16 protein-coding genes and 1 pseudogene are annotated in these 22711 nt (G+C 33.2%); 4 read left to right on the forward strand and 13 right to left on the reverse strand.

What is annotated here, in order from left to right:
• Window positions 1-40: 40 nt before the first annotated feature.
• Window positions 41-1060 carry an HlyD family secretion protein gene (locus AC5LWZ_RS09785; protein ID WP_493463602.1) on the forward strand — a complete coding sequence of 340 codons (1020 nt, stop codon included), beginning with the start codon at window positions 41-43 and terminating at the stop codon, window positions 1058-1060.
• Between the two features lie 8 nt (window positions 1061-1068).
• Window positions 1069-2598, forward strand: coding sequence for a DHA2 family efflux MFS transporter permease subunit (locus AC5LWZ_RS09790; RefSeq protein ID WP_198214993.1), 1530 nt, complete (start codon window positions 1069-1071; stop codon window positions 2596-2598).
• A 16-nt stretch (window positions 2599-2614) separates the two neighbouring features.
• Here AC5LWZ_RS09790 and AC5LWZ_RS09795 read toward each other — a convergent pair whose 3' ends face one another.
• Window positions 2615-3211, reverse strand: coding sequence for a 4'-phosphopantetheinyl transferase family protein (locus AC5LWZ_RS09795; RefSeq protein ID WP_493463603.1), 597 nt, complete (start codon window positions 3209-3211; stop codon window positions 2615-2617).
• A 220-nt stretch (window positions 3212-3431) separates the two neighbouring features.
• Here AC5LWZ_RS09795 and AC5LWZ_RS09800 point away from each other — a divergent pair, with 220 nt between their 5' ends.
• Window positions 3432-4250, forward strand: coding sequence for a helix-turn-helix domain-containing protein (locus tag AC5LWZ_RS09800; protein WP_110447336.1), 819 nt, complete (start codon window positions 3432-3434; stop codon window positions 4248-4250).
• Window positions 4251-4278: 28 nt separating this feature from the next.
• Here AC5LWZ_RS09800 and AC5LWZ_RS09805 read toward each other — a convergent pair.
• From AC5LWZ_RS09805 to AC5LWZ_RS09815, 3 genes and pseudogenes are all read right to left on the reverse strand, one after another.
• A pseudogene (locus AC5LWZ_RS09805) lies at window positions 4279-4440 on the reverse strand (KilA-N domain-containing protein); the annotation flags it as partial.
• Between the two features lie 564 nt (window positions 4441-5004).
• A complete protein-coding gene (locus AC5LWZ_RS09810; protein ID WP_493463604.1) occupies window positions 5005-8400 on the reverse strand; it encodes a hypothetical protein in 3396 nt (1131 codons plus the stop codon).
• Window positions 8390-9745 (reverse strand): SWIM zinc finger family protein, encoded by a 1356-nt coding sequence (locus AC5LWZ_RS09815; RefSeq protein ID WP_493463605.1) that lies wholly within the window; start codon window positions 9743-9745, stop codon window positions 8390-8392. The genes AC5LWZ_RS09810 and AC5LWZ_RS09815 overlap by 11 nt, the downstream gene beginning before the upstream one ends.
• Window positions 9746-10077: 332 nt before the next feature.
• Here AC5LWZ_RS09815 and AC5LWZ_RS09820 point away from each other — a divergent pair, with 332 nt between their 5' ends.
• A complete protein-coding gene (locus AC5LWZ_RS09820) occupies window positions 10078-10665 on the forward strand; it encodes a hypothetical protein (protein WP_110447333.1) in 588 nt (195 codons plus the stop codon).
• Between the two features lie 144 nt (window positions 10666-10809).
• On the opposite strand, the gene AC5LWZ_RS09825 is transcribed toward AC5LWZ_RS09820, so the two are convergent.
• From AC5LWZ_RS09825 to AC5LWZ_RS09865, 9 genes are all read right to left on the reverse strand, one after another.
• On the reverse strand, window positions 10810-12846 hold the full coding sequence (locus AC5LWZ_RS09825) for a TonB-dependent siderophore receptor (protein ID WP_493463606.1): 2037 nt from the start codon (window positions 12844-12846) through the stop codon (window positions 10810-10812).
• Window positions 12847-12999: 153 nt separating this feature from the next.
• A complete protein-coding gene (gene fhuB, locus AC5LWZ_RS09830; RefSeq protein ID WP_493463607.1) occupies window positions 13000-14973 on the reverse strand; it encodes a Fe(3+)-hydroxamate ABC transporter permease FhuB in 1974 nt (657 codons plus the stop codon).
• A gap of 4 nt (window positions 14974-14977) precedes the next feature.
• Complete coding sequence (locus tag AC5LWZ_RS09835) at window positions 14978-15886, reverse strand: iron-siderophore ABC transporter substrate-binding protein (protein WP_493463608.1); 909 nt, start codon at window positions 15884-15886, stop codon at window positions 14978-14980.
• A complete protein-coding gene (locus AC5LWZ_RS09840; protein ID WP_086363302.1) occupies window positions 15883-16647 on the reverse strand; it encodes an ABC transporter ATP-binding protein in 765 nt (254 codons plus the stop codon). Before AC5LWZ_RS09840 ends, AC5LWZ_RS09835 begins: the two co-directional genes overlap by 4 nt.
• 59 nt (window positions 16648-16706) lie before the next feature.
• A complete protein-coding gene (locus AC5LWZ_RS09845; protein WP_086359347.1) occupies window positions 16707-17921 on the reverse strand; it encodes an MFS transporter in 1215 nt (404 codons plus the stop codon).
• 205 nt (window positions 17922-18126) lie between these two features.
• Window positions 18127-18330 (reverse strand): hypothetical protein, encoded by a 204-nt coding sequence (locus AC5LWZ_RS09850; RefSeq protein ID WP_493463609.1) that lies wholly within the window; start codon window positions 18328-18330, stop codon window positions 18127-18129.
• A 190-nt stretch (window positions 18331-18520) separates the two neighbouring features.
• Window positions 18521-20122: a bifunctional aspartate transaminase/aspartate 4-decarboxylase gene (locus AC5LWZ_RS09855; protein WP_086363303.1), complete on the reverse strand. Its 1602-nt coding sequence runs from the start codon at window positions 20120-20122 to the stop codon at window positions 18521-18523.
• 29 nt (window positions 20123-20151) lie between these two features.
• Window positions 20152-21852, reverse strand: a complete 1701-nt coding sequence (gene aspT, locus AC5LWZ_RS09860; protein ID WP_493463610.1) for an aspartate-alanine antiporter — start codon at window positions 21850-21852, stop codon at window positions 20152-20154.
• Between the two features lie 185 nt (window positions 21853-22037).
• Window positions 22038-22703 (reverse strand): 4'-phosphopantetheinyl transferase family protein, encoded by a 666-nt coding sequence (locus tag AC5LWZ_RS09865; RefSeq protein ID WP_198247463.1) that lies wholly within the window; start codon window positions 22701-22703, stop codon window positions 22038-22040.
• Window positions 22704-22711 lie beyond the last annotated feature (8 nt).

Here is a 22711-nt window from a genome sequence, read left to right on the forward strand (position 1 = left end):
GTTTTCTCGGTTTACAGAATCTACAGATAATGCGTATGTTATGGGAAATCAAATTCCAATTCATACTCAAATAAGCGGAGGAATCTCCTCCATTTACGTTGATGATAATGACTTTGTAAGAAAAAAAGATGTTATCGCTCAATTAGAATCAATTGATGCTGAAAATAATTTTAGTTATGCAAAAAATGAATTAGCCAAGGTAATAAGAGAAATTCAACAGATCAAACTGACAACTGAAAAATTGTCAGCAAGTATTCAATTAAAGCAAGCGACATTAGATAAATTAGAAAAAGATTTAGCTCGGAGAGAAGGCCTTTGGTCTCGTAATGCTATTTCAAAAGAAGAAATAGAGCATGCTAGGCAAGATGTATTAATTGCGTTAAATGACTTAAAAATTTCCAAGCAAGAGTTAGAAATTAATAATGCCCTATTAATGCAGAATTCATTATTACAACAACCACGTATTCAGCAAGCTATTTCTAAACTAAAGGAAGCTTGGCTTAACTTAAAACGAGTAACAATTGTTTCCCCTGTCACTGGATATGTTTCGAGGCGCCAAGTCCAAGTTGGAACACAGGTTAATAGAGGAGAACGATTATTAGTTATTGTTCCTTTGGATCAAGTTTGGGTAGAAGCTAACTTTAAAGAAGTTCAATTAAAACACATTCGAATAGGACAAAAAGTTAAGTTAACTAGTGATTTTTATGGAGATGATATTAAATTCGACGGGGTGATTACAGGAATTGCTATGGGAACGGGAAGTGCATTTTCGTTATTACCAGCACAAAATGCAACAGGAAATTGGATTAAAGTAGTTCAGCGTTTACCTGTTCGTATTGAATTGAATAAAGAGCAAATTAAGGAATATCCATTACGGGTAGGGTTATCTATGTATGTAACAGTGGATACCAGTGATGTAAGTGGAAAATTACTTACTGATATTTCACCTCAAGAAATTAAATATCAAACAGATGTACTTGCTTACGACTTAGATGAATTCGAGGAACTAGTACGAGAAATTATGCAAAATAACTTAATTTTAGAGAGTAATATTCAGTGAATCATAAAATGTCACCATTATATCTATCAGGTGCAAAATTAATTGGGCTTATTGTTGCATTGGCAACAGTGGCCTTCTTACAAATTTTAGATTTAACAATTGCCAATGTAGCTCTCTCTACTATTGCTGGAAACCTAGGAACATCAAGTAGTCAAGCAACATGGGTAATTACATCATTTGCCGTATCCAATGCCATTTCAATTCCTTTATCTGGATGGCTAGCTAAATACTTTGGGGAAGTTAAATTATTTTTGTTTTCAATTTTGTTGTTTGTATTTGCTTCTTGGTTATGTGGTGTGTCCAACAGCCTTGAAATGTTAATTATTTCACGAGTACTACAAGGTGCGGTTTCTGGACCAATTATTCCTCTTTCTCAAAGCTTATTATTAGCTAACTCTCCAGATTCCAAAAAAAATATGTCTTTAGCAATATGGTCGATGACTATTATTATTGCTCCCGTCTGCGGACCTATTTTGGGTGGATGGATAAGTGACAATTTATTTTGGGGCTGGATTTTTTTACTAAATGTGCCAATTGGTCTAATAGCATGGATAAGTATTAGAATATTATTAAAAGGACGAGAAACAGAAATAAGTAAATCTCGAATAGATACTATCGGGCTTGCTTTATTAATATTTGGTGTTGGTAGTTTACAGCTTATTTTAGATAGAGGAAAAGAACTGGATTGGTTTAATTCATCTGAAATTATTATTTTATCTGTGATAGCGTTAGTAACACTTTCTTTTTTTGTTCTTTGGGAAATGACATCGAATCATCCTATTGTTGATCTATCTTTATTTAGATCAAGAAATTTTACAGTAGGGACGATTTGCATAAGTTTGGCATTTTTGCTACATATAGGAACATTAGTTATGCAACCACAGCTATTACAACGAGTTTTTGGTTATACTGCAACGTGGGCAGGATTAGCATTGTCTCCCATCGGTTTAGTTCCTATCGTTCTTGCTCCAATTGTCGGCCGTTTGGTTCCTTATTTAGATATGAGGAAGCTTGTGACTTTTGGTTTCATTGTTTTTGCTTTGTGCTTTTTTTGGAGAGCTTACTCGTTTGAGCCTAATATGGATTTTTCGAGTTCAGCATGGCCCCAATTCTTTCAAGGATTTGCGATAGCTTGCTTTGTTATGCCTTTGAATATAATAATTTTAACTGATATACCTTCTCACAAGTTAGCGGCAGCAGGAAGTTTATTTAATTTTTTTAGAACATTATCTACTTCCATTGGTACTTCTTTAACAAATTCATTATGGGAACATCGTGAAGCAATTCATCACAACCAACTAACTGATCTAATGAATCAAAATATACAAACGCTAGAATACACTTATCAGCAGTTTCAGTTGCAAGGTTTTTCTGAAACTCAAGCTTCGGCAAAACTAGCACAAAATATTACTAATCAGGGGCTGGTAATCGCAACCAACGAAATTTTTTGGCTATATGGAATTATTTTTCTACTATTAATCATAGTTGTTTGGTTTGCAAAATCAACTATTACATCAAAGAATGAAATAGAAAAATAGTTGGTTGGATAAGCACTTAATTAATAACAAGATTATAATATTTTGAAAAATAAAAATGAACTTCAAAAACTTTATTGATGGGATTATCTACATGCAATGTACATGTTTTTTCTTTGTTTATACCTATGCAAAAAATATCTTCATATGAAAGTGTAATACCAGTTGAGCTAAACGCCTTATATAAACTCTCTTGGGCTGAAAATACTAAAGTAATGTAATGTGTTATGTCCATTATGATATCACTGGGAGTAGGACATTTTAGGATCGTTTGACTTAAATCAATTACTTTTTGAGTGGACATTATTTTTTCTATATCAACGCCTATGCTTTCAACCTCATTTGAGTGTTTTATTGTAACCACAGTTACAAAATTATTAGATTGAGATATTGAACCAGCTATGTTTTTAGGCCATAAAACGGCTCCGTTGGAACTTTTTAGTCTCCAGTAATATTCTCCCTCACGCAATAAGTTTTCTAATGCCGTAGCTGAACACATTCTACTAGCTAAGAACTCTATTTTTCTTCTTACTGGAAAGTATTGAACATCTTTTTTTAATTTTAATGGTAAATCATCAAAATTATTAATATTAAAATTATCTACTGAAAATGGCAAAAAGATTGCGAAATATTTTGAGATCCTATAATAAAATTTTTGGTGATAGGTTTAAAATAGCCAAAAATACGCTTGTATTGTTCTTGATTAACTTTATATATGATATGTGTTATCCTTTAGTTAGTTTTAGTTAATCGAATTACGTATATATAGTCTTTACATATGGTTTATGTTACTGTTTTTAATGACAAGGATGTTTATTTAGCAAGGATAAAATATCATGTTAGACAATGATTTGTTAGTTAAAGTGCACCGACAAAATTTATCTACATTGCTTTTTATAAACAATATCACGACGGATTGGCATCGTCACCCTTCTCTTCAATTGACAATATCATTGCACAATATGTCTTTTGAGCTAGAAACACCAGATGAAAAAAAAGATGTGTTTGGTTTTATTATTCAATCAAATGTTCCTCATAAACTGAGCGCACCAGATGTCTGTTGTATTAATTTGCTTATTGACCCAGAAAATCCCTATTATCACTTATTATCGCATTTTACTGAAACTAATCCTGTTTATTTTCTAACTAAAGAAGAAGCATTAAAAATTGCCAGTTATTTTATGAAATCTGTTACGATTAGCCAACCATTTGATCTTTATCACGTCTATAAGTTATTACGTGAGTCAGATCCTAATTGTTCATGTGATCAAGATAACCGCATTAATAAAGCAGTCTCTATTATTTCATCATTACCCATAAAGCAAATTTCATCGAGGGAAATCGCCGAAAAAATACACCTTTCTGAAAGTCGCTTTCTTCATCTTTTTCGTTCTGAGTTGGGTATTAATTTCAGGGGTTATCTATTGTGGAAAAGATTACAGGATGTAATTGATACACTCGACTCCCCTACAACACTGACAAAATTAGCCAATGATATGGGATTTTCTGATTCGGCTCATTTTAGCAGAACATGTTTATCTAGTTTGGGGCTGAGACCATCACAACTGAAACGAGCTTTAATAATTGATAATAAAGACACTATATGCGGAAAACATTACTGTTTGTACAGCGTATTTCAGGCATTACATACCTAAAATATACTGTATTATCGTTTATATACTACTAACTGAATATAAGATTCTTCATTTCAGAAATATTGACCAAAGATTGCATTTGATTAATCGCAATACCATTGAGCTGTATCAAGCGTTCGCAAGCACTTATACCTTGATGAATTAAGACTGAGTTAATACTTTCCAAATTAGATAAAATGACTAATTGCTCTTTTGAATCATTATGTAAACAATTAACAATGCATCCGAATATGGAAAAAATACACTTGATAAATATTGAAGATAGTATGTTACATTTTCATATTGAGTACAAAACTAGAGGAACACCTATCCCTCATACACATCGTTATTATGATAAAAAATTAAATTTAATCAATATACGTTGAACCGAGAATATAACTATATAAAAAATATATATTTGCAAGTATTCTATCTGGAATTTTTTGGTAAAGAAATAACTGATTTCAGGATAAGTCATTTTCATTGTAGTGTTACTTATTTTTCTGCCCTGTAGTATCACTTCACCATTTATTTGTAAAAATAATTGAGGAGTGTATACCATCACATTAATGTTTGGGGATTAATAACCTGTTCTCGTTTGGATAATTATGGATAGAGGAGTTAGCTATGCTTAAGGCTCATTCTAACTAAAAAACAATTACCTAAATAGACATACTACTACAAAAGTATAACATCCTACTTAGGCATTAAAATTGATAGTGCACTATAAATAACTAAATAAATATAGATTTAATAGTGCTGTAACAATCTTTGATTAAAGGTTAATATTCAAAGCTTCTTGCAACTGTTTTGCTTTCGCAACTGCTGTTGACTTTAATTTTGATGAAGCTATTGTATGTAGACCTTCCCATTTAGCATCTTTGTTTGTTATGTAACCACGCAATGCAGCTTCTTTCAAATAAGCAGCATACTGTAACGATATATCTAAAATACGATTTGTCCAGACTGGTATTTTTTCCCCTCGACTAACAAGATTACCAACAAAACGAACACATTCAATTAAAATAGGCCAAAGTAGCGGTAAAAATTTAATTTCTTTTTCTAATGACCTAATAAGTTTTGCAGGACTTACAATGGGATTTTTTAAAAATAGTAAAATTGCTCTACGAACAGTTCCTTCATCAATACGACCCGTTAAAACATAATTTTCAGCAAAATAGGCACCCTCGCCATCTTGAGCAAGAAGCCCAATAACAACCATTAATAAAGTATTCGATAATGCGGGTATTTCTGTACTAGATAATGGTTCATATTTATTACTTAGCCAATTTAGAAATAATGAAACATTTGATAATGCGGGTATTTTTGTACTAGACAATGGGCCATCTTCATTTTTTAACCAATTTCGATATTTGCTGACCAGTAAGGCTTTTTTATCATTATCCCAATGCAAATAAACACTTTTCTGGCTATCCGTTGTAAATTTAGGGTGTTCTATGGGGGCTGGATATGCTTGACATTGCCCTTCTTCTAAATCATAAAACCAATTTGTTTTTACTATATGAAAAACTCGGTCATTAATATCTGGTAGTTTCAATGTAAAAATGAAAGCAGAATTAGATTTGCTTTGCTCAAATAAATCAATTGAGATAATAGCGCCATCATCAAGTACCGGAATGTTTTTTTCTTTTTTAGGCCAAATTTTATCAAAATCAGTTACATTAACTTCATTAGATTTTTTTGATTTAACAGACTTAATGTCTGGTAATTGAGTAATAATATATTTTGCTACATTGATTACCCGTGAACTGCCTGTTTTTTCAGCTAAAGTTCTCAAACCTAAAAGATCCAGTTGATTTGGCGACGCAAGTCCATTAGTAACTGCAAACTGAACTTCGGGTAAAAATTCTGCTATAGCATTTACAATTTCATCAGTTCCCACTAGTAATCTCGGCGCTTTTAAAGAGGCTAAAATTAATTCGTCTAAAATTGGCCATACAACTGATAAAAGCCCTTGCTGAGCAATATTTGACAGCGTTGCAACTAAGCTAACTAATTTAGAAGGAGTGCTATTTATCCAGTCTAGTAAGAAAACATCAGCAATTCCTGGTATAAGCAAACCTCTTTCCCATGCCTCATTCATGGCTAAGGCTATATCAGCTATAGCACGGGGTGATGCTGAACGCTGTGCAGCGAGAATATTCATTGCAACACCAGCAGTAAACGGTATTTGCCGTTTTGCAATTTGCCTAAAAATGAGGCCTTTGGCATGCTCCATTTCATTGAATGAGGAAACACTCAGTCGTATAGCCGCATCACCCCAGAGCGGAAACACAGAAAATGCACTAGTAGTCAAATCAGCTAAAGAATCAAACCGTTTAGGAAAGTATTGTAATGATGGAGTGGTTGGAATTTTTATATCCCCAAAATATTCCTCATTATAATCTAATAAAACTTCTTTTACAGGGCAATCAAGATAAGCTAAAACTATGTCACCAGCGTTAACAGGCATTTTTTTACCTGATTGTAAAATGACATCAACCTTTAACGTTTTTAATAAGTTTAAATTTTTACTACTTTGTGTTTTGGTATCCAAACGAGTTAAAGCTAAAAATATATCTGCTTCAAGTGCATGAATATTATTTTTCTGATATTTTTCTAGCCGTTTACAAAGATCATCAACTGTAATTGAAAGATCACTCTTACTGGGAGTTGATAAAATACAAGGTAATTGATCTAAATTTTTACAAACTACATAATTACGAGCATGCAATACTTCATGTACCATATCTTTCTGATCAGCGCCCCAATAGCCTTCAGGTTCGATTCCTTTCACCCAACAAGCAATTAAATAAAATAGCACATCAAAAGATATTGTTTTCAATCCAGCCAAACTTGTTTTAGCCGATTGAGGATCGGTATAAGCGATCTTATTTGCAACAGCTAAAAATCTTTCAGCAACAGTATCACAAACAAACTCTCTTCGATTAACCAGTTCACTGGCAAGCTCTGTTAGTGCTTGAGGTGTAACTTCTCCCCAATCAAATTGAGGACATATCCATAAAGATGGTGTTTTTTGCCAAAGATGTTTAATGTCCTGTGTATGACTTTCTTCAATTTGTGCATAATTGAGTTGCCAATGGTTAGCCAATTGACGAGCTAACTTTGCAATAGATTTATCTTTATCGTCACACCATATCGCCAGCCATGGTGTGAGTTGCGCTACATCATTAGGGGCTACTCTTGTCATTGCTGTTTTTAAAACTAACTGTTTTGTTGATTTAACCTTTGCTGAAAATGAGGCTATCATTACCTCATTAAAAAGTTCATCATCAACATTCTCAATCAATATAGGAGCAATTTTTGCAATTACACTTGATTCACCTTTGGCAAGTAAAGGAATCAAAATTGCTGCTCTTTCATGTAACGTTGTAGTACTTATCCCCAACTCATCTATAGCACTAACCCAAACCTTTCTATCCCCAGGTCGAATAGCATTATCTAACGCAAAAAAGATAAACTCTATTGCATCGTGTTTTGAGAGCCAACCTTGTTTAACACCTTCGATAAATACAGAAAAGAATGGTCCGGTTGCAGGTACATTGACGGCAATCGCTATTTTAATATGCTCAGAAAACCTGCGTTTTATTTGTTCTTGTGTTGGTAACTCTTGTGTCGATACTGCTCTAGAATAGTCTTCAGCAGGTAATCCCATGGACAAAGCAGCATAAACGGCCCAATCTTTCATATATTCGTAGCTTTCAGGAATAGCTAAATTTAACTGATCAACAAGTTGAACTGCAATATCACCAAATACACTTGAAGAGTGTTCAAATACTCTTCTTCTGGATACGCAAGCTTTGCTGATAAAGTTAGTCGCATACTTTTCACCCTTATCCTTAATAATAGGCAGTAATAATGGCCTATCAGCAAAATAAGCGAACTCTAGAGCACGGGTGATAGAAACTCCAATCCTAATAGCATACAATGTAATATGTTTGAGATTGCATTCAATATATCCTTCATTGGTGTAAGTACTGTTCGCTTCTCTTTTAATAAGACGCTCCCAGTCTCCATTTTTTAGACCATTCAGCGCAATTTTTTGTTGTTCTTTTGTTCCTAGTGGTTGCTGTAATATGGTATCTATAGTTACTTTTTCCCATCCCAAAGAGTTAAAAATAGCGACGGCTTCTTCAAGCTTAGCGTTCATAAATACCTTCCTTGATTTGTACAGCTAAAACGTGCTTACAGGGACCTTTTTTCTGTTGATTCTTAAGATACCAACTACATGTACATTGAGGATTGCAATTCAATTGATTTGTAGGAATAGACACTCGATAACTATCATCTGTAGAATTGACTATCCATGTCATCTCATCAATTTTTTCGATCCGATCAACTAATTTATGCGCACCAATAAGCCGTGGGTTATCTTTTAAAACTCGGTTCGGATCTTCTGGTAACTCGCGATGAAAATAAGAACCTTCATATGCATCAAACCCAAGTTTTCCACAAACGGCAAGATAAGCAAGTGCCCGCTCAATGCGATAATCCTCTAATGCTGAAGCATTTGACAATTGTTCTTTATTAATAAGCGCATCAAACTGTAAAAGATCATTCACTATTTTTGAATCTTTTTGTTCTGCTGATGAAACTAAAGAGGTTAACAATGCTCCTTCACCAGAATATCCTTGCCATGCTTCAGCTGTTAAGCTGAGTGTTAAACGAGCGCCCAAAAGGCTTACTTCAATCATGCATGGCCCCTGCTCGTTATTTTGCAAACAGTAAAAGGTTAAACTTATAATATTAGTTATTAGCCGTTTAAGTGCATTGAGACGATGCAAGCCAGATATATAAACACTATGCGTATCGCTTCTAGACATTAATTTAATACCTGAACGCGATAATACAAGCCAACCAGATTGATTTTTACTCGTTACATTAGGTAGAGTACTCACAAACATTTGTGCTTGAGGTCCTTTTATTGTAAAAACTGGCTTCATGTTTTTATGGATTTCAGCGATATTGCCTAAAGCTCTTATCCACCGATTAGGCATTTGAACAGGCCGTTGTAAAATGATTTTATCTAACCCTTTGAGATGATTGCCTTTATCCTCTATATACCGTGTTACTAACCCTTGATCACCTATATTTAAATGAAGTCTGTCTTTACTATTAACCTTAGCAAGAGCTTGTCTTAAACCAATACCAATATCAACATTAGTAGTACCTCGATAAATCTCTCCATCAAGGCCTTCTCTTAATAAATCTAAACGTGCATATACCCCATTACAGGCAGAAAAACACTCTGCTCTTATACGATCACCTTGCGCTGAAAGTACCGGATCTTTTTGAAACTCAGGCTTATACTGGAAATAGTTCGTAGAAGTAATGTCTGCTAATACAAGCAATCCTCTTGCAATAATTTGAGGGTAAAGAGCAAAACCAGAAAAAAATACCGGATGATTAACAATACCTGTTGGCGTCAATGCAGGAGAAAGCGCTAAAGCTAGTGCTCCATCAGTAAAATTTGATTGCTGAAAAAAAGCTCGCACGTTTTTTCCTAAATAAAAAAATTAAAACAAATACTACATATTATATCTGTTACGATTATATTGTTTATTAATAATTAGTTTATCAAAAAACACCAAAAAAGTGAGTTTTTTTAAAGGGAAACATTGCTTTTAGCATTTATTTATTAGAAGATTATTTATGTTCGGTTTTTTATGAAAAATATCTGTTTTTTACTCTTATCTGTCCATTTTGTTGGCAATATTGAGCGCCAAACATTTCTACAATAACCAAATTGAAATGCAATAAACGGCGATCTTTATTGAAATGCATATTTAGATAATTTGTTGCATATAAAAATATAGGAATATGACACATGAAAGAACTATTAAAACAAATCACTATATTATCTTTGTTGTTTGCTGCTCCATTATTTGCCACCCCAAATACTGAAAATATATCCATATTTAAAAAACAGAAAGAAGTTTTAAATGATGGAATAGAATATTTAACTTACTCAGCAGATATTGATGATGGTCGCTTTGTATTTATTATTAATAATTATTCTGATAAAAACGATTATTCCAGAGAAGCGGTCGCAAGATATATCATCGGTAACAATATTTATCGTGTAGTTTCGGTTGAGTTTTGTGTTGATGAATCAGATCTATGTGGTGAGTTATTTACATTGTTAACTACGGTAGAAAAATTTGCTGATACTTTTTATCGAGGTGAAGAGCCTACAGATTACATTTGGAAGATAACTTACGTTAAAAACGATAAATTAGTCACTATTGAAGAATTTGCTACAATACCTAAAGTAGGTGATTTGAATGATTTTGTTGGTAAAATTCCTTCAGATGAAGAGGAAGATATGGACTCTTCTATAAAGTATAATGAACAAGATATTAATTATAAACCATACATTCTAGACTGGAGTTATGGACCTAAAGTCAAACCATAATATAGAAAGCTAATTTCATTTTAAACTGTTCAAATATAAACCAACAAGGATGAACTTTCTAACTGTCTTATTTTAATGATACCTTTTTAAATAGTATAAAAAATGCAAACAATTGTTTGCATTTTATTAGTTTAAAGTTGATAGCTACCATTTATAGCTAAGCGTTCCAACCACACTGCGTTCCGCACCGTAATAACACCAATAACTACAACCTGATATATATTTTTTGTCGGTTAAGTTAGTTGCATTAACTTGTACTGACCATGATTTATTAAACTGATATTTAACCATTGCATCCCATAAGGTATAACTAGGTACACTTTCATTTGGATAATAGACTTCATCAACAGTTTTACCAATATAACGAAGCCCTGATCCAACAGTTAACCCATCAAACTGACCATCAAATTTATAATTTACCCAAGCTGAAGCAGCATGTTTTGGAATTAATGAACTACGTGTTGTCAATGAAGCTGTTTGATCTGTTTTAGCATGAGTGTAAGTATAAGCAAAATCCATATCTATACTTTTAGTAATATCAGCCTTTATTTGTAACTCTACACCTTTACTGCGTGTTTCTAATGTTTGTGATGCTTGCCCTGTCCCATTAGAAACAAATGAATTCTGAGATTTAATATCAAAATAGGCCAGAGTGAATGTACCATTAAACCAATCAGGCTCATACTTCCCCCCTACTTCCCACTGTTTTGCTTCATAAGGTCGATACATTGTTTTGTTGACACTATCATAACCATACACTGGCAAAAATGATTCTGAATAATTTATATAAGGTGCGATATTACTATCAAAAATATACATTAAACCTGCATTGTAGGCATTGTGGTTATAATCACGATTAAAATCAGAACCACTCCAGTATCCATCATTTTTTATTTTGCTATGACGCATACCTTGATTGAAAATCAGTTTATTATCAAAAGTCAGTTGATTTTGTACATATGCACCTAATTCTTGTGCTTTTAATTTAAAAGGCGAATAACTACCTGTAATATTTGAATGGGTTAATCTTGGTTTAAAACGATTCACTGTACTAGCGCTGCCACTAAAATTATTTCCACTCATATAGGTATTTAAATAATCAATTCCAATTAATAATGTGTCTCGCCAATTTCCATATTCAAAATCTTTAGAAAGGCGATTATCAATTGTATGAGTATTGTTAATACCTATTTGAGAATATGCAAAACGTGAATAATTTTTTCCATCAACTGTTGGTGTGAAATCCATACCATAAACACCTGATAAATCTAAATCTTGATGAGCATATTTATAGTTTTGTGTAAAAACAAATCCATTATTAAATTGATGTCTAAATTCATAACCGACTGTTTCTGATTTACGATTAAAATTATCAAAATCTTTATCACCATAATAAGTATCCCTTGCTACTTTCCCATATTTAGAATGAAATAGCGTGCCATAAGCAGGGAAAAATCCATTTTCAGGAATGCCAAAATCACGTTGAAAACTTGATAATAAAGTTAAAGAAGTTAGTTCATTTATGTCCCATGTTAAACTCGGCGCAAAATAATAATGCTTTAATCCAGTTTTAGTTTGTTGTCCATTTTCATCTCGATAGGCACCCACTACTCGATATCGTATATCATCAGTTAATATGCCACTATAATCTCCATTTATTCCTACTTGTGCATGTGTTCCATAAAACACATTAACTTCACCAGCCGGAGTATTTTTGGGGCGTTTGGTTATCATATTGACAGTACCGCCAGGTTTAGATGAACCATATAGTTGAGAACTTGCGCCCTTTAATATTTCTATTTTTTCCAGTCCGAAAATTTCAGGTGTTGAACCAAAATAACTATAAGTAAATTGAGGCATACCGTCTAAAGTAAAAGAAGCATCTAACCCTCTAATTTTCAACCAATTTGTTCGGCCATCATGACCATATGAACTATTCAATACGCCAGAAGTATAAGATAGTGCTTCGTCAACTTTTTTATAGTCTTTATCTTTAATCTGCTTTTCATCAATAGAATCTGTTGATTGCGTATCATAAAATTTGACCGTGCCTGTTTTAGCCATTGAACCAACAACTTCCATTGTATCGGTTGTTTCAGCATATGCGATGATAGGTAAAACAGATAATATAGAACAAGCTAAAATGCGATTTTTAGGTTTAAAATGAGTTGAATAACTCATAGTTTTCTCCTTTTTGGTGATGAACTGAGTTCATATAGTTGATCATTGAACTCCTCAATAATGCCATCAGTATGCTCAAAATATTGTTATCATGACTAATAGCAAAAATAGTATGACCATATGGTTTAAAAGTTTGCAAAAAAGCCGACATTATCAAGAACGCCTTATTAGATAGATAAAGCAAGACCCACCAATCAGTGATGCCATAACTCCTGTCGGAATTTCATAAGGAAACATAATATTACGACCTAACCAATCAGCAGCGATCATTAATATGCTTCCAATTAGCGATGACATGAGTAATTGGTTACGGATGAAATGAAAACCAATAATCCGAGTCATTAATGGCGCAAGTAGACCAATGAAACTAAGTGGTCCAATTTGTAATGTGGCTAAAGTAATTAAAATGGTCGAAACGACAATTAATAAAAAACGGACAATATTGCTATTCATTCCTAATGCATTACTCATATTTTCTGGCAATTCCAACAAGCTTATTGACCGTGAAAATATTAATAATATAAATAAAATGAATAATGCTACTAAAAATATCACCACACTACTTAGTAGCCCACTACTGTATGTTGATCCCGATAACCATATTAATAAATATTGAATACGCGGATCGCCAGTAACTAAAAATAATTGAATCAGAGCCGTTAAAAAAGCGGCAAAAGCTATTCCCGTTAAAACCACTTTTTCAGGTTGGAATTTATTTTTAATATTAATTGCAATAATAAATAAAAAGGTCAGTAGAGCACCCAATAATCCCGGCAACCAAAGTGGCATGATGTCAGACCCCATCGTCATAACTATGACAATAATAGCAATAGCTGCACCTGAGCTAATACCTAACAAATCAGGGCTAGCCAGAGAATTATGGGTCATGCATTGCAGTAAAACGCCACACGTGCTTAACATGATTCCAGCCGAAATGGCGGTGATAATTCTTGGTAATTTAATGTTTATAAGAGAATGATTCCAACCAGTCAATATAAAACCGTATTGTGTATTACTGATTGTTAAACTAAACCATAATAATATTAAGATTATTAATATCGCTAATATCCAGTGTCCCCTTGTTTTTATAGGCGTTAAAAAATCACATCGAGTTAAAGAGTTATTACTTGATATACTAATTGTTGTAGGTAACGCTTTGAAAATTAAATAAAGTAATAAAGGTGTTCCAATAAATGCACTGACTGTGCCGACAGGCAAATAAAAAGAACAATAGAACTGGATAATAACTAAAAGACAATCTGTTAATAATAAAATTAATCCTGCTGTTGTATATGAAAAGAGAAGCTTGTGCCAGGCTTTAGTTAACTGCAATTGATTAATCATGGTAGCTGCGGCTAGGCCGATAAATCCAATCATCCCTACTAAACTTAGTGTTGTAGCACATAAATAAGCGACAAACAAAATACAGACAACACGGATCACCACTACCGGTACACCTAAACTTTTTGCTTGAGTTTCACCTAATTGCATAACTTCAAATGCGCGCAATAATAAAATCAGGATGGAAAATGCAATCAAAGAGACAATAACTATCTGTTTGACATCATGCCAACTATCTTGAATTAATGAGCCAGCTTGCCAAGCAAAAATATTTTTAGCCGCTTCAGGATGGAATATAACTAATGCTGTGGCTAATGCTCCCAAATATAAATTTAATATCAAACCTGACAGTAGCATCCTGATTGGTAAAAATTGATTACGATAAGACATCATAAACACAAGCAGTAAACTGGCAAGTCCACCAAAGAATGCAATCATTGCACTACTTAACCAAAGTAATAATGATGGTATAAAAAGATGAGTGCCCAGTAGGGCAATATAAGCACCGCTACTTACAGCTAACGTTGAATCAGAGGCTAAGGGATTATAAGTAACTTGCTGTAGAATGATGGTACTAATACCTAATGCCCCTCCAACCAATAAAGCCATAGTAAAGCGAGGTAACCAGTTATCGACAAGAATTATACGTTTTAATACACTTACTTGAATTAAATCAACTTGCAAAAAAGGCTGATGTAACTCATGCACAATAATCCAAACGATTGCTATCAGTGCAAGTAAAAAAAGAGATAAATTAATTAAGATGATTTTCTTCAATGCCGACATACAATCACCATGTATTCACTGTTTGCTTAGTTAAAGCGTTAGTTAATGAATAACTAAACCGTTGCATTGAAGGTAACGATCCAAATCCCCACACGGAGGGTAAAATATAATAATTTCCCTGCTGACTAAATGGCAACTTTTGCCATAATGAATTCTTTTCTAATTGCTGATTAACATTAGCTGGATAAGGTTTAACAATAATAAGACTCGTATTTTTAGGTAATGTCGTTAAGTCAATTAAACTAATTTGACTAAATCCCCATGCATTTGTCGAATGTTGCCATGCATTATCTAAATTCAATTTGGTTAATACCACACCGTATAAACTATTGGCGCCATAGATACGTAATTGATGAGAATCAATAAATTGCACAACTGCATAGGACTGTTTTGGTATTTTCTTTAATCGTTGGATATTATCGGTAAACTGTTTTTCGGTCTGGCTTATCAATATCTGAGCTTGTGTGGTTTTGTTGACTAGTTGTGCTAATTTTTCTGTTGTTTGCACGATGTGCGACCAACTTGTACCTTCATTTGTGTAAAAATCAATTGCAGCTAAATTTATGGGAATAATATTTTTAGGGATCAGATTTTGTGTCCAAGTTGAATTTATCAATAGAGTCGGTTTTAAATTAGCAATCACTTCTAAATTAGGTTGTGATCGTAACCCTAAATCAACAATATTATCATTTAAGATAGGTTCACTTACCCACGTGGCATACTCTTTTGTATCACCTACTCCCACTAACGGTGCTTGTAAAGCTAATAATGTTTCTGCAATAGTCCAATCCGTAGTGATAATTCTAGTTGGGTTATCAAATTGTGCATAATCCTGATTACTATCAGGTAAATGCGTTATCCATAAAATAGAGCTTACAATCACAAGGCTAATTAGGGTTATTTTGAACTTCATGCTAAAGCAACCTTATGACTTCGAGTAGGATGATCAATGATCTCAAAATGAACACCATAAATTTTCTGTAAAATAGATGGTGTAATCATCTGTTTTGTCGGTAAATCAAAAATTAAGTGACCTTGTTTAAAAGCTAATAGCTGGTCACAAAACTCACTGGCCAAATTAATATCATGAAGAACAATAATAGTGGTTATTCGATGCTTTTGGGCCAGCTGTCGAAGTAATTTCATTACTTCAATTTGATAATTAATATCTAACGCTGAAAGAGGTTCATCAAGTAAAAGATATTGACTTTGCTGAGCTAAACACATGGATAACCAAACTCGTTGACGTTCTCCTCCTGACAGTGAGCTTAAGTAGCGTTCTTTAAGATGTGCAGTATTTGTTTGTATTAATGCTTGATCAACAATTTTATAATCTTTTTCCGTATAGCGATCAAGTACACCATGCCATGCAAATCGCCCTAATTTAACCAGTTCTTTAACCGGCAGATTAATGTCAGTAGGCAAATATTGTGGTAAATAACTCAGTATTCTCGCGAGCTGTTTATGTGAATAGTGAGTCAGTTCTTTTTCATCTAATGTGATAACACCAGATGTTGCGGCAATTTGCTTTGCTAATAATTTAATAAATGTCGATTTGCCAGAACCGTTATGACCAACAATACCATAGACAAGCCCTGGTTGAAATTGAGTCGTTACATGATTAACAACAAGGGTATCTTGAATTTGGTATTCAATATCTTGAGCAATAAGCATACTAATTTAATTATCCATCCAATTACGCTTTAAAGTTATCCTATCTACCTATTCTGATACTATTTTCCCATTGTTCGACTTGCATAAAATGCATTTAAAAATGCCAATACTATTGAGCCGATTACAACTGGAAAATAACCAAATTTTTGTGCAAGATAATAACTTAGTGATATTACGATAAATCCACATATAAAACTTGGCGCTGATTGAGCATTACAAGCAGTAGAACGTGCCTGTGAACTATCTGAGTTGTCCATTATGATGGCAGTAATCGCAATAGACATTAAAGGTAAACTAAAGAAGTAAAGAAAACAGGCTAAATAGACATTAAAAATATTAACATAACCTAACGAGATCGGGATGAATGCAAGTAAACCAAAAGCATGAAAAAGTAATGAATATGTTAAACTTTGTTTCCTAGATAATCGCTTGAGGATTTTTGCAACTAATATAACAGCCACTAAGCTAACAATGGATCCAAATACTTTTAATAAAATAGCAATATCTGATAATGCCCAACCATCATCGACAAGTATTGGTGATAATAGATTATAAGCCGGTAAGAAACTAAACGGCATAAGTATCAAAATAATTAACCAATTAATTCTACCTTTCCAGATGATAATCAGATCTTTCCAATATTTAGGATCCATATTTTCATATATTGGTTTATTTTGACAGTAACGGTACTCTTCAAAAAAGAAAAGTTGAATTAATGTAAATCCAATTAAAATAGCAATTAATAATAAACAACCCATCCAACCAATATAGGCATAAAGTAGTAAAATTACTCCGCCACCTAAAATATTACCTATCATAGAACCACTGGTTTTGATACTTGAAATTAGATAACGTTGCTGAACTAAAAAAATATTACAGGCTAATCCTGATATGGCTAATTCTTGAGTTGCAGTCATGGTCGAAAAAATAAAAATGATGGGTAAAATGATATAAAACTGTTTTATAGGATCTAACAAAGCTATAAAGATTAAGCATACTAACATTAGCGTTAAAGAGATAAATAACCAATTGCGATAATGAGATATTCGTCTTTTTAAATATTTATCAATAACAGGTGCCCATAAAATTTTTAAACCAATTGGTAACATCATTAAAGGAATAAGACTTAATTGGTCTAACTCCATGCCATCTTTTCTTAGGATTAAAGCTAAGGCGATAGTCAAAAAGCCAATACCAACATATTCTGTAATATAAAGACTTACAAATAATAACCATACATTTTTAGGTAATTTAATTGTTGCTTTGTCATTCATTTACTAATTTTCCTTTTGCAGTACCTATTTTGTGGTCATAATATTTTCATTAATACCATTCTTTAGTAGTAAAAAATAAAACAAATTTAGACCTTTCGTACATATAATATTTAACTGATTTATCAATAGGTTATTTGTGCAGAAATACCTACTTGTCATGGTTGCTGATAAGTACTATATCGAGAAGATAAGGACATAAGGCTTACTATGTCAATTCACTACGTTGGACCCCTTCACCAGTAACAGTAATTGTCTCCAATTTATCTTTTTCATTATCTTCCTTGATATCTTTAATTTTATTTTCAGCTAGAACAATAGAGCTATAACAGCTTATAAGGCACAAGCTAAATAAATTAAATTTTGCAGTTATTTTTTTCATCCGAATCGCACAGTTGATAATGATTTTCATTTGCAATCATATAGATTGGAAAATAAGCTGTCAAATTACTGTTTAAAAAAAATCAATATTATTAAATTAACTTGATTTTATTCAGAAGGAATAACTAAAATTTATAATCAAGTTAAATGATATATAAATAAAAAACCCTAGTTAAACTAGGGTTTGATATGTAGACAGATGAATTAATCTAAATGATTAACTATTTTTTCTTAGCTTTACTTTGATACTCAGCATAATACTCTTGAGCAAGTTTTCGCATTGATAAACCAATCGCTGCATATTGATATTCATTTAAGTTGGCTAATGAAGCTCGAGCCGAAGGATGTTGTACAGCAAATCCTTTACCTGGCAATAAAACAACGCCAGCTTCATCGGCAATTCTAAATAACATTTCAGATGGATTTTTATTTTTTAAGATCCATTTAGCAAATTTGTCATCATAAAGCTCACGACAAATATGTTCTAGATCAATTAAGGTATAGTAATCAACACTATTTTCATCAGTATGATGCGTAAGTCCTAAATGTTGATATAACGAAGCCGCTCGACGACGGATCAATGATTTTAATGCTGCTTTATAACTTTGATCGGTATCCATCATTTCACACAATGCAAATAACACCATTTGTACTTGTTGTGGAGTTGAAAGCCCAGCGGTATGATTTAGTGCAACTGCACGACTATCGGCCACTAAACGATCAATAAATTTTAAATTTTCAGGATCAGTTACAATAGAACTATAGCGTTTATCTAAAATTTGTCTCGTTTTGCTAGGCAATGCCTTAATTTTTTTATCGAATATATTATCACGTGCTGTAGCAATAACACCTAAACGCCAACCAGTTGCACCAAAGTATTTAGAAAATGAATAAACTAAAATCGTATTTTTTGGACAAATAGCAAACAAAGATTGGAAATTATCGGCAAATGTGCCATAAACATCATCAGTTAAAATAATTAAATCAGGACGTTTTTTCACAATATCAGCAATGATCTGCAAGCTTTTATCATCAATTTTTACTGATGGGGGATTAGATGGATTAACTAAGTAAAAAGCTTTAATAGTAGGATCTTCTAATTTACGTAATTCAGCTTCTGGATATTGCCAATTCGCATCAGGATCAGAATTAACTAATACCTCTACTAATTGATAATCATTAAGCTCTGGAATTTCTAAATATGGTGTAAAAATAGGTGCGCCAATCGCAATTTTGTCGCCTTTTTCGATTAAGTTATTTTCTTTCATAGAATTGAAAATATAAGCCATTGCTGCAGTACCACCTTCAACGGCAAACAGATCAAGATCATCACGACCAAGATATTGTGCTCCCATTTGTGTAAGCACATATGCTTTAACTACCTCTTCGCTAAAGCGTAACATTCTATCTGGTACAGGATAATTACAACCTAAAATACCTTCCACCATCTCTTGTAAAAATGCATTTTCATCTAGGCCGAGCTGATCGCGAATATAAGAAAATGCTTTACCTAAAAATGACACGCCAGGTGTTTGATAATTTTGACGAACAAAATGTTCAAAACGACCAGTTAAACCAGCCTTAATTGGCATACCACCAACACCTTCATTCATATATGAAAATGACATTTCGGATTCTTGTAGGGCAAAAACACCAAGTTGAAAAAATGCTTGTCGTGGCCATGTTGCCAAAAAATTAGGATTACCACGCCCTGCATTTAACATCACACGGTCAGTATGGCTTTGTGCTAGTTTAATTAAGTTATCTTTCAATTCAAAAGGACTTAAATTCGCATATTTTGCATATTCATTATTACTTTTCATAACCATGTATCCTTAATTTGAGATGTCAATTAAACAAAAGCAACAACTAATGGTCCCAATAATGTTAGGAAAACATTAGCTAAAGCATAGGTAATAGCAAAAGAATTGGTAGGCGTTGAGTTACCAGCTTTATTAAGTACTTCACCAAAAGCAGGATTCGCACTACGAGAGCCAGCTAAAGCTCCAGCAAATACCGCTGAATTTTTATAACCTAGTACATACTTGCCAAAATAAATGCCAAGTAACATCGGCAATAAAGTCACTACAACACCAATTAAGAATAATGAAAGACCTTGATCTTTAATCGTATTAATGGCTTGTAAACCTGAGCTAAGACCAACCACTGCTACAAAACCAGCTAAGCCAAAATCTTTAAGTAGTTGCACAGCTCCGGTTGGAATATTTCCAACAGTTTGATGCAAGGAGCGATACCAACCAAACAATAATCCTGATAATAATGCACCACCACCTGCACCTAAAGTGATTGGAATATCACTGACTCTAATCACAATAAGACCAATTATAAGTCCAACAACAAGACCTAAACCATGGAATATCCAATCAGTTTTTTCACTTTTGGTAATCGGCGCACCAATTCTATCTACTACACGTCTTAAGTCACCATCAGTACCATAAATAGTAATGACATCACCTAACTTAAATACCATATCATTATTTAATGGCAATGGTTGTCCATCACGATGAACAGCAATTAAATAAATACCATGCTTTAACTTCATCACTTCGTCAGATGAAAGCACTTGCGTTAAATTTTGACCGACATATCGAATATTACGCATTTCAACATCTTGAGTATTCATCACCACATCCATACCTTGTGCTGAATTCACTTCTTCACCCAATAAATCAGCTGCAGCAATCATGGCATCCCGATGACCAACAACTAAAATAATATCTTTGGCTTTTAATAAGGTTTCAGGTGCAGCTTCAATAATACGATTGCCACGTTTGATTCGTTCAATACTAATACCATTAATCACCTTTTCTAAACTTTCAACGGTTTGATTAACCTTATTAGTAATTCGGTATAAGCGACCAGTTACATCAGACAAAGCAAAATTCTGGCCAGTACCTAATAAAAGCGAACCATGTAATTGTTCTGCTTCGGCCTGAATTGCATCATCATTAATTTCACGCCCCATAATTTTCGGCAAAATATTTACACAGACAATAATAGCGCCAAGTGAACCGAAGATATAAGTCACAGCATAACCAATGGTCACATTACCTTGTAATCTGCTTAACTCTTCTGGACTTAAACCTAGCTGAGTCAACGCGTCAGATGCTGTACCCATAATAGCTGATTGTGTTAATCCTCCGGCAGCTAAACCAGCAGCAAGGCCTTTATCTAAATTGAATAATTTGGCTAAAACTACTACCGTTACAAAACCAGCAACAGCAATAAATAACGCTAAAAAGATTTCACGCAGAGTTTTAACTCCTAATGAACGGAAAAATTGTGGTCCACTTTCGAACCCGACAGCATAAATAAATAGGGCGAAAAGCACAGCTTTAACGCCAGCATCGACAGTAACACCAAATACACTTAATGCCACTGCCACCAATAATGAACCAGCAACGCCACCTAATTGAAATTTACCGATTCGAATTCCACCAATCAAATACCCTAAACTTAAAGAAAGAAATAAAAGTATTTCGGGTGAATGCTTAAGTCCATCTAAAATCCAATTTGAAAGCCATTGAAACATAATAATTGTCCTCAAGTGCTAAGATTTATGAAATAGAAAAAGATAGAAAAGAAAAGATTGGAACTTGAATAATATTCATACTAATTTATGAATATGGATATATTTTAAACTTCAATACCAAGAATAGATAGTTAATTTTAACGATTAATATTATTGTCAGTAATGAAGTAAGGCGTGATAATTGATTACTGCCAAAATTGATCAAGTTGCAAAGGAATAACTTGTATATTGCCAACTATTGGATATAAAGAAGCCAAAGACAACCGATATTCATTGGCAAAGCTTTGACTATAAACGAACCAGCGTGTGTGGTTAATTTCAACGATCTCATCATTACAAAAAGGGAATGGTAACTCAAACGAAGATGGTGAAAGATAAAACCCCTGCCCTTGAGCTTTCATAATTGCTTCTTTTAATGTCCATAATTGAAAGAAATCAAAATGTGGATTATTAAGTGCAATTTGATACTCATTTTCAGTCATAACATTCTGATAATCAATAATGTTAATTGGCGTAATATATTCAATATCAATGCCAACTTCGCCATTAGTACTATATACACAAGCAACCCAATTATGAGCATGTGAAATATTGAAATGTCCTTGCATTGAATGAATAAATGGTTTTCGATAAGGACCGTAATCAATGACGGGTAAACAGGATTGTTCAAATTGTTCATGACGCTGCAAAGAATAAAGCAACAGCAGTTTGCCAACTAAATTGCGACATTTATCTCGATCAAATCTAAATTTCTCGATATCTAACTGTGCAGAGTGGCTAAGTATTTTTTTTTGATCTTTTAAAACAGACCACGACAGATTATTGATATTCGCTAAATAAATAAAGTTCATTATCTTTA

It is taken from the genome of Gilliamella sp. LMG 34362, from assembly GCF_984569125.1.